This window comes from Pseudomonas sp. P5_A12, from assembly GCF_056400685.1.
This window is the reverse complement of record NZ_JBFUKU010000137.1, coordinates 1-14,659: the sequence shown is the minus strand read 5'-3', so window position 1 is coordinate 14,659 and position 14,659 is coordinate 1. Positions and strand designations below refer to the sequence as shown.

Here is a 14,659-nt window from a genome sequence, read left to right as displayed (position 1 = left end):
AAAGTGGATACCTGCTTATCGTGATCGTCAGGCGCCGAAGTTGCCCGCTTTCGTTCCGATGAAACTAGAGTCCCGAACCCAGCCCGATCAGCAAACGTCCATCAGCATCGAGGTTCCTTTTGGGCCGCGGAAACTCACCGTGAAGTGGCCATCCTCAGATCCTGATGGGTGCGCCCGTTTTATCCGCGAGCTGGCCCAGTGATCCGCATCGACGCCATCTGGCTTGCCACCGAACCTATGGATATGCGTGCCGGCACCGAGACCGCGCTGGCCAGAGTGATCGCCGTATTTGGTGCGGCGAAGCCGCACTGTGCCTATCTCTTTGCCAACCGCCGCGCTAACCGGATGAAAGTCCTGGTGCATGACGGCGTGGGTATTTGGCTTGCCGCGCGACGACTAAACCAAGGAAAATTTCACTGGCCCGGCATCCGCCACGGGGCGGAAGTCGAACTCGATAACGAGCAACTTCAAGCCTTGGTACTGGGTTTGCCTTGGCAGCGGGTCGGCGCGGGCGGCTCGATCACAGTGCTCTAGCACCTGCCATTAGCCTATCGGTTTATCGCCGCTGAACGCCTGCTCTGGCACAATCAACGGCATGCCTTCCTCGCCCAATCTCGACCAGATGACACCGGAACAGCTGCGCGCTTTGGCCGAACAGGCCATGCAGTTGCTGTCCCAGGTCGACTCGATGGGCCAGAAGATCCACCGTCTCGAAACGGTCAACGAGCAACTCGCTCATGAGATCGCCATCCTCAAACGGCACAAGTTTGCCAAGCGCAGCGAGCAGCTGAGTCCCGACCAAGGCAGCTTGCTCGATGACCTGCTCGACACTGATATCGCGGCCATCGAAGCCGAGTTGAAGGCGGTCAATCCGCCACCTGCACCAGCCGAGCCACGTCAGAAGCCCAAGCGTGCGCCGCTGCCGCCGCAGTTTCCACGCACCGTGATCCGTCACGAACCAGAAAACACCCAGTGCGCCTGCGGCTGCCAACTTCAGCGCATCGGCGAGGACATCAGCGAGAAGCTCGATTACACACCTGGCGTATTCACCGTCGAGCAACATGTGCGTGGAAAGTGGGCCTGCCGCCAGTGCGAAACACTGATCCAGGCACCGGTTCCCGCGCAGGTCATCGACAAGGGCATCCCGACCGCAGGCCTGCTGGCGCATGTGATGGTGGCGAAGTTCGCTGACCACTTGCCGCTGTACCGGCAGGAGAAAATCTTTGGCCGCGCCGGGCTGGTGATCGCTCGCTCGACGCTGGCGCAGTGGGTTGGACAAACTGGCGTACAGCTTCAGCCAGTGGTCGACGCACTGCGCGAAGCGGTACTGGCCGAGGGCGTAATCCACGCCGATGAGACCCCGGTGCAGATGCTCGCGCCGGGCGAGAAGAAAACCCACCGAGCGTATGTCTGGGCCTACAGCAGCACGCCGTTTTCGGCACTCAAGGCCGTGGTTTACGACTTCAGTCCAAGCCGAGCGGGCGAGCATGCGCGTAACTTCCTCGGCTCCTGGAACGGCAAGTTGGTGTGCGACGATTTCGCTGGCTACAAAGCCGGCTTCGAGAAAGGCATGACCGAAATCGGCTGCATGGCTCACGCCCGCCGTAAATTTTTCGATCTGCACGTGGCGAATAAAAGCCAGTTGGCCGAACAAGCACTGCACTCGATTGGCGGCTTGTACGAAATTGAACGCCAAGCGCGGGACATGAGCGATGAGGATCGCTGGCGAATACGCCAGGAAAAGGCAGCGCCGATAATCAAAACGCTGCATGACTGGATGTTGGCCCAGCGCGATCTGGTGCCCAATGGATCAGCAACGGCCAAAGCCTTGGATTACAGCCTCAAACGCTGGGTAGCGCTGACGCGCTACCTGGACGATGGGGCTGTGCCCATCGACAACAACCAGGTCGAGAACCAAATCCGACCGTGGGCACTCGGACGCTCGAACTGGCTGTTTGCCGGATCACTACGCAGTGGAAAACGGGCGGCGGCGATCATGAGTTTGATCCAGTCCGCACGCATGAACGGCCACGATCCGTATGCTTATCTGAAAGATGTACTGACTCGTCTGCCGACGCAGCGGGCGAGTGAGATTACGCAGTTGCTTCCGCACAGGTGGGCGTCCGATTAATTACGCAAGGCGTGTTCGCCGGACGCTTACATCTCTTTGCCCATAAACTGACTTCGAGAATGCTCCTCCACCTCGCATCCGGATATCGTTTTGCTCGGTCATGCCCGATTCAAGATCTCTTCAGTGCGATGGCCATGCTGCATAGCATGCATGTGGAGAATTGGGCGAAGGGGGTCGAGTAGAGGGGGAGGCATTCGTGAGTGATAGGTCATCAGATGCAGCAATTTTCGCTTGTGAGTTAATTAGAAGTCTTGGCTAGATACCGTTGTACCGTTGACTTAGAAACCTCCAATTCTCGAGCTATCTCTGAGTTAGATAGGCCTCTCTGCTTCAGCTGTGGAGCACGTTTTAGTCTTTCACTCGCAGCGAGATTGGAAGGTCGTCCATGTTGGCGTGGCATACCACCGCTGGAGATCAGCTCGATCACTCCAGTCTCTTTCAGCGTCTCTAGCTTCCTCGAGATCCGCTCCAATGCCACATCTGTCGCCTCCTCAGAAAGCAAAGAAGTTGTTAGGAGCATTAGAACAGTGGGCTCAGCGTCCAGCATTTTTGAAATTTTCAAAAGCATTTCGATCGAAACGTTCCCTTTGCCGCGCTCCACGCGGCTCAGATAAGAGCGATCAATTAAAGGTAGATCGTCCTGGGACATTCCTGATTTTTGTCTCAAGGCCCGGACAACGGCCGCAAATGCTTCGCTGAGAGACATTTATGATCCTCTACAAAACAGAGGATAAAGCCACATTGCGTCGACCCATAACACGTCATATAATCCTTGTTACGGGTCGATTGGTTTCATCATTCATGAGAGGCAATGCCCGAGGTAGTGTCGCTTCCGTGAGCTTTCCTAACGGTGATGCGCTTAAACATATGACATGTATTGACGGGAATTAAGCATGGAATTCGAAGAAATCCAAGCATCCAGCGAGCTCCTATCCACCGCCGGAGAGCCACGCTCCGGATCTGGAGAAAGCCAAGAAGCGTTGATTCGCATTGTACAAACCCGCTTCCCCAACAAAGGCTTTTGCATCGTCCAGCAGTGGACGATCGTGCGCGCGATAGCGAGCAATGGGGATCTCACCAAAATCCACGTTCATGGCCACCTGCCGCTCTTTGTTTTCGCCGAAAAAGTCATCCTAGACAGCCGAGGACGCTTCGATTACGGAAATTGGGTGCGCAGCACCATGGCCATTTCATTCCAAGATGGCTTTCTCTTTGAAACCAAAAACACGGTGTACGTTTTGGCGGGAGACGGCGACGAAAAGTCAGCCAGTCTCGCTGCAATACTGTCTCTCTATCAATGATATCTGCTGCGACTGCGTTCGGTAGATCCACGGGAATGTGAAATGTTTAGAAGTCATGAGACCGCTGCCGAGGGCGCGCCTAATATTTTTGGGGATGGATATTCGAACTGGCGGATGTTTGAGCGCCACTTGGCTCATGCTTGGTATCACGTTGTCCTTGAAGAGCGACTGGAGGGCAGGGTATGGACACGCACCATGATGATTAGTGACGTCGATATGCTCGAAGAAATAATTTCCCAACAAACCATCGATTTTGTCGTTACGGAAATTCAGGTCGTCACGCCTGGGTGGATGAACAAAGCCGGCAAATGGATTATGGAGGGGCTTTCGGGGCTGTTGGTCGGATATGACTCTAGTGGTGCTCGTGTTTGCCTTCATAACATTGGCGACGAAAAGGCTTATACGGATGCCCCAGGCTGTCTTGTTGACCCTCACTCTCTCAAAGGGCTTCGAGTGATTTTCTAATCCGAGTACGTAAATCGCAGCCTCTCCTGGCAAGGCGCGCCATGATCGGAGGCCGCCCGCCGCAGCTGTATGCAATGACAACTAAAACGAAAGTGGTCGTCTGCTATGAAAATTCAGATTTACTCAGATCTGCACCTCGGGTTCGCTCGATTCGAGCCCGTCCCAAGCGCCGCGGACGTAGTCATTCTCGCTGGTGACATTGATATCAAATCGCGCGGCGTAGCTTGGGCGAACGACACATTCCAGTGCCCAGTGATTTACGTCTGCGGAAACCATGAGTACTACGGCGGCCACATTGATCACACGTTGCGGAAGATGAAGGAGGCGGCTGCGCCACACGTCCATGCACTCGAAAACGAGGCCTTGATCCTGAATCAAACCAGGTTTTTGGTCACGACGGCGTGGACGGACTACTCGTCGACCGGTGATGTCGATGCCGCGAAACGTATTGCTTGGGACTGGATGAACGATTTCACCGTGATCAGAACCGATGCAAATTTCCGGCGTTTGCGTCCTGATGACTTGATCGCTAAATCGCAGGCGGCGTACGCCTGGCTTACTTGGGAATTGGACAAGCCCTTCGCAGGTAAAACTGTTGTCGTCACGCACCATGCCCCTGCGTTGGAACACGTGAGTAAGGATTTTCCTGAACACCTCATTGCYGCGTACGCAAACAATTGGSCWGAGCTTCTGGAGAAGGCCGATCTSTGGRTTTATGGACATACCCACATCGCTGCGGATTTCGTTAAASGAGGATGYCGAGTTGTGTCAAATCCTCGCGGATAYCCGASTGAAGACACCGGTTTCGATCAGGATTTTTTGCTCGAGATTTGATGAGCTGCGATTCAGCGATAAATCTCAGCAATCTGAGGTTTTCCCTACGTTCTGGCGCTGGGGATGAATTCCATTTGTGCGATCWAAACCCAAATCGATCGAGAAWTTCACATGGTKACRTTAGAAGASATTTCCCAGCTYCTTTACGGAGCAGGRMAGGAAGCACCTGGCTGGCAGGGCACCSAAGATGAGCTGATTGCATTGGCAGCAAAAACATTYCCMGGCAAAGCATTCTGCGTGGTGAAGCAGTGGATCCTGATCGACCTYACGGTTAACCCTGCTGAGAAAGAAAAGCTCTCCCGGCTCGGWCTACTTCCSGCRACGCTTTTCGCWCACGAARTCGTWYTRGACAGTAAAGGKCGYTTYCARCCKASYATGTGGGTRCGCAGYAATTTCGGCGTGTCTTTCACKGAAGGCTGCATGTTTGAAACCAAAAATACTGTCTATCTCCTGCTTGGGCCAGGACTGAGMAAAGWGGCKAGCATTGGTGCYGCTTTTTCAATGAAGGCAGGGTGAGCGATGCTTRCCGACGGTWTATWCRTGGTCGTTTTGGAGCTTGAGTTGGATGCCTGRAGTAATTGAGCTGGAATTTCATAGTAAAGATGTCAGCGAATTTCAGCTGCGCCGTTTGGTGCGAGCAARCCTTCGCAAATACACGGTGCCTGTCACGGCATTCATCAGCGACGCTTTTATTGCAGATGACACATGCGTCGGGGTGTCATTCGATCACTCTGAGAAGGATGATGCCTACCACAGAGTTGATGGTTCAATTCTTCACACGGGTAAAATTCAGTCGGCGAGGAAAGAAGGGCGATTTTGGTTACTCGAGACTCAAGATGGTATTTACGTCATCGCTAGCTTCAGGCGAGACCTCGGCAGAGCTAGCTTTTTGAAGCTTCTCCAGTCCGCCGATAGATTCTAATCGGTAGTATGAAAGCCATCATTTGATCACCTGATTGGGCAGTGTCATATGGCAGATGAACGATGGTCAGTCGTTAGGGCAATAGCCCATTTTGACGAGTTGCTCGACCAGGTGATCACGACTCGCAAACCGGTTTTCATCGAAGGGGATCGCAGGACAGCGGTACTCGTTTCAATGGTGGAATGGGAGTCGATTCAGGCCAAGCTCGATTCTCTAGCTCGGTCAGACCGCTGAGAAATCGCTTGCTAGCCCTTTACGGTTTCGATCAGCAGCGCTCCGAGTTACCCCTGCGGAGCGCTTCAAACTGACTCTATCCTATGATGCTGGTTTTACCATCGGACGGCTGACAGCTCGCCTAGGCTCAATAACCGTACTCGTTCAGCAGTTTTTGCAAAAACTCACGCCGTCGTTGGACGATACTCAAAATGAGATAGTCGCGGTCTGTGTCTCTCGTCGACAAATGCCCTGCGTCCACCAGGCCATCGATGTAGCCTTCGGCTTTGCCCCTGGCTTCGAGCAATGCCTCTCTGGATGTGCTTTTGTAAATGTCTCCAGCGATGAGCTGCCACCGCTTTTTCTGACGGTGCCCAATGGGGTCATCGGAAAATTTCGGTGCGTTGATCAGGGTGTAGAAATCGGCACGTGCGTCAGGTGTGTTCAAAGCGGATTCTCAGAACGGTGATAACTGAGCTGAGGCTATCATGCGCACACTTAATCGCTTGTTGTTAACTGGTTTTTTGTAGGCGCTGGCGCGAAGGGACGACTTCAATGATGGTGCACGCTATCGGTGGCACCTTTGAACATTGCGGAGCGTAGAGGCAGTGCTATTCAGTGAGTACATTCTTGGCACGGAGTTGGTATGGGATATCTCAGCCTAGAGGACATCTACCCGGATGACGTCCACAAATATGGCCATATGCGGGTAGGAATGACCGATCTCTACGTTAAAGACAATCACGCCGCTTATGGTGTGGTKACGCGTGGCGAATRYCGCGAGCTGACCRGWAGGTTGCTGCGTGATGAARCMGTGCAAATGATCATCAGCGCGAAGCACGCTGCGTTGCCCAAGGGCTACGATCCGTGGATAAGGCGGATCGAGCGCAATCGCGCCTTATACGCTAGGTATGGGGACAAATTCGATCCCTGGGGAGACGACTGAAAGCCCTCACGTCCAATTACAAATGCRGGCCTCATCTTACTCAGCCGACTTCGCTCGCAAATCCATCGGTACCCTAGGTAGTGAGACGAGCATGGGCGCCAATGACAGGCCACGCTAGCACTCGTTGAAAGGACAGGGCGTTGAAAATATTCCTAGATTGCGAATTCACGCAGCTCAATCAGTACTCGAAGTTGATATCTCTAGCGCTGGTATCGCAGTCTGGCGAAGAGTTTTACGTTGAGTTGACGAATACCTATTCGCTCGACGACTGCAGTGACTTTGTCATCCAGAACGTTTTACCGCATCTCGATCCTTTGCGGTATGGTCAGTCGTTTGTCGAAGCTCAAGTCTCTCTTCGAGGATTTCTAGGGAGCTTCGCCGAGGAGCTTGAGGTGTGCTCAGATGCGCCGTATTGGGACTGGCGATTTTTCTGTGATCTCGTCTGTGCAGGTCATCAACCCTGGCCAGTCCAGGTTATGAATCAACCAACCAACCTGGCGATCCTTTTTAATAAAGTCGATGCGGAAGCTCTTGAAGAGGTAGAGCTGTCTGATCCGCCCCACCATGCATTGCTCGACGCGCGAATGCTYGCAGAGCTTTTCAAGMYCTTGGCCTCCCGGCTTGTTTTGTCACCATAGAGGTACATCGCGACGTTGGTCGCTCAGCTTTGAACGGTGTCCTGCTGGTGATTTGAGTTTCACCATCGGTGGCGAAGGGACAAAGCTGGATTATTTCAAATTATGGCTCAGCCATAATTATTGCTTAGCCATAATTTTCACATCCAAAGCTCCCTTTAATCGGAGCAACACTTCGGCATCAGAACAGGTGGATACTCCCGCAGTTGCTGCAACGTCGAATCGCATAAGGTTGAGTCATGAATGATCCTCGTATCCCCAACATCAAGTCCGCGCACCACATTCAGAAGACCTCGCCAGCGAATGAACCGATGGAAGCCCATCTATCCGTATCCCGAACTCTCGGGCTTCTGGCGGCGGATATGGACGCGCATCCGGAGCTAATTCAGCCCGTAGATTCGCGTTTGGTCGATCGCATCAATGCGCTAGTCGGTCAGGCAGATGTTGACCTCAATTCACCGCTCTCAGCGGAAGACGAATAAATCAGGGCGGCGAACCTCGACTCACCTACACGGGGCTCCCTGACTCTAAATTCAAATTGTGGTTTTTGGTGTATTGTTAGGTGACTAACTAGCTAGAGAACCACCATGTCCAAGCTCGCAGAATTCCGCCAACTCGAAAAGAATCTCGCCGAACAGCTCCAAGCTCTCGAAACCTTGAAAGGCGATGAGGGCCTGAAGAAAGAAATCGAATTTGAAACAAAGCTGCGCGCTTTGCTTGGGAAGTACGGTTACAGCCTGAAAGACGTGGTCAACCTGTTTGACCCACATGCAGGCCGTCGCGCCCCAGTCGCTGAGGCCAAGACCAGCACTCGGAAGGCTCGTCAGGTGAAAGTCTACAAAAACCCTCACACCGGCGAAGTCGTTGAAACCAAAGGCGGCAACCACAAGACCTTGAAAGAATGGAAAGCAGAACACGGTTCCGCAACCGTGGAGTCTTGGCTGACCAAGTGAGYTTGGTTTGAGTACAAAAGGGCCCTAGAGGGCCCTTTTTTGTGGGCGTCTAAATTTTACACCCCCGCGTACCTTGTCCTAAACGCTGACCTTTCGAATTCGCAAACAGAATGACAACGCCACGATTTGGGAATCTCGATCATTGCCGTTTCTGTCGTGACTACAGCATGTCGTTTGCGGCCTTTTGGATAGCGCCTGTGGACATCCGAATCGGTGAATCGCCGTATTTTAGAGGGCAAGGGACGTTCAATTTGCGACAGGTTACAGTTCTGTTAACGACCAAGCGAATACGAATAAAAAATCTAACTGCATGATTTTTAAGTAATAAATTAACTTTGCATGTGAATTTTTACAGTATTTTCTGTGTATACATAAAAAATACAAAGCATTGACGACACCCAAAACCCGTGCGAATCTGAATTCAACAACAAGCCGTAACCGCTGATTTGACTGCCTTGGGAGGTCATTGTGAAAAACGGCAAGAGCACTCTTCATGATGACCTGAAGCGTCAGATCCTCACGATGGAACTGGATCCTGACGAGGCGCTGGATGAGGTTGCTATCAGCGAGCGTTACGGGCTTTCCAGAACCCCAGTACGAGAAGTATTTCGACGTCTCGCTGGTGAGGGGTACATCGATATCAGGGAAAACCGGGGTGCACGGGTGATTCCTATGAACCACTCAACACTGCGAAACTTTTTCCTGGTTGCCCCAATGGTGTACGCCGCGATAGGTCGTCTGGCCGTTCAAAATTTCAAGGCTCATCAACTGGTTGATCTAAAGGAAACGCAACGCCGTTTCCGCGCTGCTACCGTGTCGCGAGATGCCCTGATGATGGTCGTTGAAAACAATCGGTTCCACGCGATCATGGGTGAAATGTCAGGTAATCAGTACCTTGAGCCTAGCCTCGAAAGACTGCTCATTGATCACGCGCGTATTGGCCATACTTTTTTCCGCCCTCGTGACGAGGATACGGAGCAACGGCTACAGCTTTCCGCAGAGCACCACGATTCGTTTATTGAAGCCATAGAGAATCGTGACGAGAGCGCTGTAGTTGATCTGGTTTTTGAACATTGGGAGCTCTCTCGTGAGAACATGGAAATGTTTATCGCACCCCATGGGATGAAGGCAGACCTGCCATCTCTTATTAAATAACGACCCTCGCTTAATTGGTTGAGAGTCGATACAAGTTGATGTTGTAGAAACTACGGCATTGAATATCAGTCCGGTTACGGATTGATAGGCAACGACAACTGAAACGGTTGGTGAGCTTACAGCTGTGCACCACGAACCTCTATTGTTTAGAGACTAATATAATAAGTTTTAACATAGATCGAGGAACGCCATGAAGAAGATTTGGAAGGCAGTCTGCGCGGTCGCGATGATGGGCATGGTAATGCTGCCTGTTCACGCGGAAGAAAAAACGATCACCATGGGTACTCTCACATGGGAGGACTTGACACCTATTACCGGTATTACCAAAAAGGTGCTTGAGGATTCCGGTTATACCGTAAAAGTCATTGAGTTTTCCGAGTGGGGCATTGCTTACGCGGCTCTGACCAAAGGTGATATCCAGGTTCTTGCCTCTCAAACTGACTACGCGGCGAATGACTACTGGAATAAAAACAAGAACCGCCTGGAAAAGCTTTCCCCTGTTTCGTTCGGGCTCTATCAAGGCATTGCAGTTCCTAAGTATGTTGATATTGACTCTGTCGACCAGCTCAATGACAACGCTGAGAAGTTCGGCGGAAAAATCATTGGTATTGAGCCAGGGTCTGGCTTGATGAGTGACGCTACCAATGCAGTCAGCGCATACGGCATCAAGCTGAAATTGCTCGAAGGCAGTACCGCTGCCATGACAGCGGCATTGAAGTCGGCTGTGGATCGTAAGGAGTGGGTTGCAGTCACTGTGTGGGAGCCTTCATGGATGGCGCAAAAGTTTGACTTGAAGTTCCTCAAGGATCCAAAGGGTGTTTTCCCTCCACCACAAGGTTACTACTGGATTGGTCATAAAGATTTCTCCAAAGAATACCCACGTGCACGTGAAGTAATGGCCAGCGTATACGTCCCGATTTCAGACATCACTGCAATAAACGGTGAAGTGAAGGACGGTAAAACCATGGAGCAAGCCATTCAAGGCTGGACAGCTGGGCACGCTGAGCTTTTGAAGCGCTGGGAAAACATAAAGAAATAACGTACTACATTTATAACGCCACTGCCGCCCTTTGATTCATTAGAGAAACCAGAGAACTGGTTCGACGGGTACGAAAATGACAACGCCCAAAATTGATACCAACGAAGTGCTGATAGATTGCCAGTCAGTCTGGAAAATCTTCGGGAAAGCCGCACCTGCTGCGATGAATGCCGTCGTTCAGCAGGGGCTCACCAAGACTCAGATCCTGCAAAACTACGGCTGCGTGGTCGGGGTCTCGGATGTCAGCCTCCAGGTTCGCCGGGGAGAGATCTTCTGCATCATGGGATTGTCAGGCAGTGGCAAATCTACCCTGATAAGACTGTTGAACAAACTCATCACACCTAGCGCCGGCAAGATAGTTGTCAAAGGCAAAGAACTTTCGTCATTGAATGCCGCACAGCTACGTGAGGTGAGAGCACGTCATATTGGGATGGTTTTTCAGAGTGTTGCGTTGCTGCCTAATCGTACGGTTTTGGAGAACACGGCATTTGGGTTGGAAGTGCAAGGCGTGGGCAAAGCTGAGCGCTACAAGGTCGCCGAGCAGGCCTTGGCCAAAGTTGGACTGAGCGATTGGATGTCGCGCTACCCCAGCGAACTGTCCGGTGGAATGCAACAACGGGTAGGGCTTGCTCGGGCGATCACCGCTGACCCAGAAGTGATCTTGATGGATGAACCTTTCAGCGCGCTCGATCCGTTGATTCGCAGGCAGTTGCAGGATGAGTTCCGTCAGCTGACCAAGGAACTGGGCAAGTCGGCTGTATTCATCACTCACGATCTAGACGAAGCAATTCGTATTGGTGACCGGATCGCGATCATGAAAGACGGTGCGATCATTCAGGTGGGGACTGCCGAGGAGATTGTTCTCAACCCAGCTGACGATTACGTGGCGGAATTTGTGGCCGGTATCTCCAGGTTGCATCTGGTGAGAGCGCATTCCGTCATGACGCCCGTCGAGACATTCAAAGTAGCAAATCCAGGCTGCGACATCGCCAGGCTCACCAAGACTTCGGTCGATGCTGATATCAACGAGCTTATTGGCTTAACGATGAAGTCTGAGCGCGACGCACTCGCTGTGGTTGATAACGGAGCGGTGGTCGGGATCATTACGCCGCGTGATTTGCTTCGTGGCGTTCAAGGTATTCCAAACGAGTTCGCAGCTTCTCCAGCCGCTACTGCACTGGAGGCCTCGACATGAGCACGCCTGACTTTTCCAACCAATTCRATTCGGTCGTCGACTCGAGCCTTGAATGGCTAATGGACAATGGAGAGTCCGTTTTCGACACGACCAATGCGTTTTTGAAAGGAGTTTACGAAGGTGTGCAGTGGTGCATCGCCTACCCACCGTACTACGTCATTGCGATTGTCATTGCCCTGATCGGTTGGCGTGCTGTTGGATTGCGTTTTGCGATTCTTACCGGTCTGGCTTTGTTGTTTTGTAATGTCATGGGTTTATGGCCAGAAACAGTCAGTACCCTTGCCCTGGTGCTTACAGCTACCGTGCTTGCTTTAGTGGTAGCCATTCCATTGGGAGTGCTGGCGGGTCTCGCTCCTTCGTTTGATCGGGTCGTGGATCCGTTCCTGGATCTGATCCAGACCATGCCGCCCTACATCTACTTGCTACCGGCGATTGCGCTGCTGGGCTATGGCACTGCCACGGCGCTGTTGGCGACCTTTATTGTTGCCGTTCCACCCGCCATGCGCCTGACCTCCCTAGGGATTCGCATGACTCCAAAAGAGTTCATCGAGTTAGGGGATGCCAGTGGCGTCACCGGGTGGCAGATGTTTTTCAAGATTCGCTTACCGTTCGCCATGCCAAGCATCATGGCTGGGGTAAATCAAAGTCTGATGATGGCCTTCGGCATGGTGGTCATCGCCGGCATCGTCGGTTCCGGCGGCCTGGGTGAATCGATCTATGGTGCCGTGCGCACACTCGATATCGCCAAGTCGATCAACGCCGCAATTGCCATCGTGATTTTGACCATGATTCTGGATCGATTGGCGCAGAGTGCCGCGCATTCTCGGATGGGAGAATCGAAATGACTTCAGCAGAAATCCATTTTTCACCAGGCGCATTCCTTGCTCCCGTAGTCGATTGGCTCAACGCCAATTTGCATGGGCTGTTCAAAGTCATCAGCCAGGTGATTGAGGCTGTGCTGGGTGGGGTTGAAGCTGCGCTGCTTGCACCGCATCCTTACGTCCTGATCGGTGGAGTGGTGGTACTGGCATTCTTTTTTGCCAATAAAAAAGTGGCTCTGTTTGCCGGATTGATGTTGGCATTTTGTTTGTTCTCCGGGCTGTGGGTTGCGTCAATGCAGACCATTGCTTTGGTCTCAGTTGCAGTTCTGATTTCGGTATCCATTGCCTTTCCACTCGGCGTTCTGGCAGCCCGAGTGAAGCGAGTCGATGAGGCGTTTTTGCCGATCCTCAACATCATGCAAACCGTACCGCCTTGGGTTTACCTGATCCCTGCCGTGATGCTGTTTAGCCTGGGAAGGGTGCCAGCAATTATCGCGACAATCGTTTACGGCATTCCGCCGATGCTCAGATTGACAACTCTAGCCTTCAAGCAACTACCCAAAGAGTTCCTTGAACTGGGTCAGGCCATTGGCGCTTCACCGAGGTCGATTCTGTTCAAAATCGAATTACCTACGGCTGCTCCGACTCTGTTGGTAGGGCTGAATCAATGCATCCTCCTGTCGTTGGCAATGGTGGTGTTGGCAGGTCTTGTAGGGGCAGGCGGCCTTGGCGCTGAAGTAACCAGAGGTCTCACAAGGATGGAGATGGGTTTAGGTCTTCGTGCCGGCCTAGCGATTGTCGCTGTCGCACTTCTACTGGATCGTCTGTCTCGCGGCGCGTTGCAGCGTCACTCCCCACGCAAACTCCTGTGAGAGGTTGTCAAAATGAGACGTAGCTTTTTCTGTGTTGATTCCCATGCGTGTGGGAACCCCGTTCGAGTCGTGACAGGTGGAGGGCCATTATTGCCATCCGTCTCGATGGCGGAACGACGTGAAATTTTCGTACGCGATCATGACTGGATACGAACGGCGTTGATGTTTGAGCCGCGAGGGCACGACATCATGTCTGGCGTGGTTATCTATCCGTCCTCCCGTGATGATTGCGACTTTGGTGCCTTGTTTATCGAGGTCAGTGGGTGCCTGCCCATGTGTGGCGCAGGCACAATCGGTTTATCGACTGTTGTCATCGAAGAAGGGTTGGTCACGCCTCGCGAACCAGGTCGGCTGGCCATCGAAACACCAGCGGGTCGTGTGGATGTCGACTACACCATGAACGGTGAATATGTGGACTCTATTCGCCTGTTCAATGTGGCCAGTTATCTTCACAGTGCCGATGTAGTGGTCGATGTGCCTGGTGTTGGTGAGCTCATCGTCGACATTGCCTACGGAGGTAATTTCTACGCGGTGGTTGAGCCACAGGAAAACTGGTCAGGCTTGAAAGGATTGACCACGGCAGACATCGTCAGCCTGAGCCAGAAGCTGCGTACCGCCCTGGCAGAAGTAAGTGATCCCGTACATCCAGAGAACAGCAGAATCAGCGGCGTTCACCATGTCATTTGGTGTGACGATGAACACACCACGGCAGCTGATGGGCGAGGGGCAGTGTTCTACGGCGACAAGGCAATTGATCGCTCGCCCGGTGGCACAGGTACATCGGCACGAATGGCTCAACTGTTTGGTAAAGGACGGTTGAAGGTTGGGGATACGTACCGCAACGAAAGCCTGATCGGTACGATCTTCGAAGGGAAAGTCGAAGCTTCAGTGAAAGTGGGCGCGTTTGAAGGAATCAGGCCAAGTATTGGTGGTTGGGCGCAAATCACCGGACACAACACCATTTTTGTCGACGACAAAGATCCCCTTCGTCATGGCTTTCAACTGGCGTAACCAAACAGGAATGGCGTCAGGATGAGGGGCTTCTTGTAATTCGCATTGGGCTTCTCAACGCTACCAATAACGCATTCTCAAACGTAGATGAGTGGATCGAAGATTGATCGAACGACGCCATTTTAGCGGAGGCATGAAGGGGAAAAATCTTCGCTATGTGAGTGAC

Annotated in this window: 17 protein-coding genes and 1 pseudogene; 16 read left to right on the top strand and 2 right to left on the bottom strand. The window is 52.5% G+C overall.

What is annotated here, in order from left to right; translation table 11 throughout:
• The 3 genes and pseudogenes from AC1DSG_RS18350 to tnpC all read left to right on the top strand — a co-directional run.
• Positions 1-202 (top strand): annotated as a pseudogene (locus AC1DSG_RS18350) (hypothetical protein); the annotation flags it as partial.
• Positions 199-534 (top strand): IS66 family insertion sequence element accessory protein TnpB, encoded by a 336-nt coding sequence (gene tnpB, locus AC1DSG_RS18345; RefSeq protein ID WP_457362069.1) that lies wholly within the window; start codon positions 199-201, stop codon positions 532-534. The pseudogene AC1DSG_RS18350 and the gene tnpB, both read left to right, overlap by 4 nt.
• A gap of 61 nt (positions 535-595) precedes the next feature.
• Positions 596-2,131, top strand: coding sequence for an IS66 family transposase (gene tnpC, locus AC1DSG_RS18340; RefSeq protein WP_477792151.1), 1,536 nt, complete (start codon positions 596-598; stop codon positions 2,129-2,131).
• Positions 2,132-2,369: 238 nt separating this feature from the next.
• On the opposite strand, the gene AC1DSG_RS18335 is transcribed toward tnpC, so the two are convergent.
• Positions 2,370-2,837 (bottom strand): helix-turn-helix domain-containing protein, encoded by a 468-nt coding sequence (locus tag AC1DSG_RS18335; RefSeq protein WP_477792150.1) that lies wholly within the window; start codon positions 2,835-2,837, stop codon positions 2,370-2,372.
• 187 nt (positions 2,838-3,024) lie between these two features.
• Here AC1DSG_RS18335 and AC1DSG_RS18330 point away from each other — a divergent pair, with 187 nt between their 5' ends.
• The 4 genes from AC1DSG_RS18330 to AC1DSG_RS18315 all read left to right on the top strand — a co-directional run bounded on the left by AC1DSG_RS18330 (position 3,025) and on the right by AC1DSG_RS18315 (position 5,247).
• Complete coding sequence (locus tag AC1DSG_RS18330; protein ID WP_477792149.1) at positions 3,025-3,432, top strand: DUF6957 family protein; 408 nt, start codon at positions 3,025-3,027, stop codon at positions 3,430-3,432.
• Between the two features lie 42 nt (positions 3,433-3,474).
• Positions 3,475-3,897, top strand: a complete 423-nt coding sequence (locus AC1DSG_RS18325) for a hypothetical protein (RefSeq protein WP_477792148.1) — start codon at positions 3,475-3,477, stop codon at positions 3,895-3,897.
• 105 nt (positions 3,898-4,002) lie between these two features.
• Positions 4,003-4,731, top strand: a complete 729-nt coding sequence (locus tag AC1DSG_RS18320; protein ID WP_477792147.1) for a metallophosphoesterase — start codon at positions 4,003-4,005, stop codon at positions 4,729-4,731.
• A gap of 63 nt (positions 4,732-4,794) precedes the next feature.
• Positions 4,795-5,247 (top strand): DUF6957 family protein, encoded by a 453-nt coding sequence (locus tag AC1DSG_RS18315; protein WP_477792146.1) that lies wholly within the window; start codon positions 4,795-4,797, stop codon positions 5,245-5,247.
• A gap of 767 nt (positions 5,248-6,014) precedes the next feature.
• Here the strand turns inward: AC1DSG_RS18315 and AC1DSG_RS18310 are convergent.
• Positions 6,015-6,314, bottom strand: a complete 300-nt coding sequence (locus tag AC1DSG_RS18310; RefSeq protein ID WP_477792145.1) for a hypothetical protein — start codon at positions 6,312-6,314, stop codon at positions 6,015-6,017.
• A 638-nt stretch (positions 6,315-6,952) separates the two neighbouring features.
• Between AC1DSG_RS18310 and AC1DSG_RS18305 the strand changes: the two genes are divergently transcribed.
• The 9 genes from AC1DSG_RS18305 to AC1DSG_RS18265 all read left to right on the top strand — a co-directional run bounded on the left by AC1DSG_RS18305 (position 6,953) and on the right by AC1DSG_RS18265 (position 14,493).
• Positions 6,953-7,450, top strand: coding sequence for a 3'-5' exonuclease family protein (locus tag AC1DSG_RS18305; RefSeq protein WP_477792144.1), 498 nt, complete (start codon positions 6,953-6,955; stop codon positions 7,448-7,450).
• Between the two features lie 236 nt (positions 7,451-7,686).
• The gene (locus tag AC1DSG_RS18300) at positions 7,687-7,929 is read left to right on the top strand and encodes a type II toxin-antitoxin system PrlF family antitoxin (protein ID WP_477792143.1); all 243 of its coding nucleotides are present in this window, start codon (positions 7,687-7,689) and stop codon (positions 7,927-7,929) included.
• Between the two features lie 105 nt (positions 7,930-8,034).
• Positions 8,035-8,400 (top strand): histone-like nucleoid-structuring protein, MvaT/MvaU family, encoded by a 366-nt coding sequence (locus tag AC1DSG_RS18295; protein WP_477792142.1) that lies wholly within the window; start codon positions 8,035-8,037, stop codon positions 8,398-8,400.
• Positions 8,401-8,868: 468 nt separating this feature from the next.
• Positions 8,869-9,555, top strand: a complete 687-nt coding sequence (locus AC1DSG_RS18290; protein WP_477792141.1) for a GntR family transcriptional regulator — start codon at positions 8,869-8,871, stop codon at positions 9,553-9,555.
• Between the two features lie 190 nt (positions 9,556-9,745).
• The gene (locus AC1DSG_RS18285; protein WP_477792140.1) at positions 9,746-10,594 is read left to right on the top strand and encodes a glycine betaine ABC transporter substrate-binding protein; all 849 of its coding nucleotides are present in this window, start codon (positions 9,746-9,748) and stop codon (positions 10,592-10,594) included.
• A gap of 76 nt (positions 10,595-10,670) precedes the next feature.
• Complete coding sequence (locus AC1DSG_RS18280) at positions 10,671-11,789, top strand: quaternary amine ABC transporter ATP-binding protein (protein ID WP_477792139.1); 1,119 nt, start codon at positions 10,671-10,673, stop codon at positions 11,787-11,789.
• Complete coding sequence (locus AC1DSG_RS18275; RefSeq protein WP_477792138.1) at positions 11,786-12,634, top strand: ABC transporter permease; 849 nt, start codon at positions 11,786-11,788, stop codon at positions 12,632-12,634. Before AC1DSG_RS18280 ends, AC1DSG_RS18275 begins: the two co-directional genes overlap by 4 nt.
• Positions 12,631-13,482: an ABC transporter permease gene (locus AC1DSG_RS18270; protein ID WP_477792137.1), complete on the top strand. Its 852-nt coding sequence runs from the start codon at positions 12,631-12,633 to the stop codon at positions 13,480-13,482. The genes AC1DSG_RS18275 and AC1DSG_RS18270 overlap by 4 nt, the downstream gene beginning before the upstream one ends.
• A gap of 12 nt (positions 13,483-13,494) precedes the next feature.
• Entirely contained in the window at positions 13,495-14,493 is a 999-nt protein-coding gene (locus tag AC1DSG_RS18265) for a 4-hydroxyproline epimerase (protein WP_477792136.1), read from the top strand.
• Positions 14,494-14,659: the final 166 nt, after the last annotated feature.

Excerpts from the sequence above, each read along its gene's own strand:
- AC1DSG_RS18265 (WP_477792136.1), top strand. The coding sequence starts at position 13,495 with ATGAGACGTAGCTTTTTCTGTGTTGATTCCCATGCGTGTGGGAACCCC.
- AC1DSG_RS18300 (WP_477792143.1), top strand. The coding sequence starts at position 7,687 with ATGAATGATCCTCGTATCCCCAACATCAAGTCCGCGCACCACATTCAG.
- AC1DSG_RS18270 (WP_477792137.1), top strand. The coding sequence starts at position 12,631 with ATGACTTCAGCAGAAATCCATTTTTCACCAGGCGCATTCCTTGCTCCC.
- AC1DSG_RS18280 (WP_477792139.1), top strand. The coding sequence starts at position 10,671 with ATGACAACGCCCAAAATTGATACCAACGAAGTGCTGATAGATTGCCAG.
- AC1DSG_RS18295 (WP_477792142.1), top strand. The coding sequence starts at position 8,035 with ATGTCCAAGCTCGCAGAATTCCGCCAACTCGAAAAGAATCTCGCCGAA.
- tnpC (WP_477792151.1), top strand. The coding sequence starts at position 596 with ATGCCTTCCTCGCCCAATCTCGACCAGATGACACCGGAACAGCTGCGC.
- AC1DSG_RS18325 (WP_477792148.1), top strand. The coding sequence starts at position 3,475 with ATGTTTAGAAGTCATGAGACCGCTGCCGAGGGCGCGCCTAATATTTTT.
- AC1DSG_RS18330 (WP_477792149.1), top strand. The coding sequence starts at position 3,025 with ATGGAATTCGAAGAAATCCAAGCATCCAGCGAGCTCCTATCCACCGCC.
- AC1DSG_RS18335 (WP_477792150.1), bottom strand. The coding sequence starts at position 2,837 with ATGTCTCTCAGCGAAGCATTTGCGGCCGTTGTCCGGGCCTTGAGACAA.
- AC1DSG_RS18285 (WP_477792140.1), top strand. The coding sequence starts at position 9,746 with ATGAAGAAGATTTGGAAGGCAGTCTGCGCGGTCGCGATGATGGGCATG.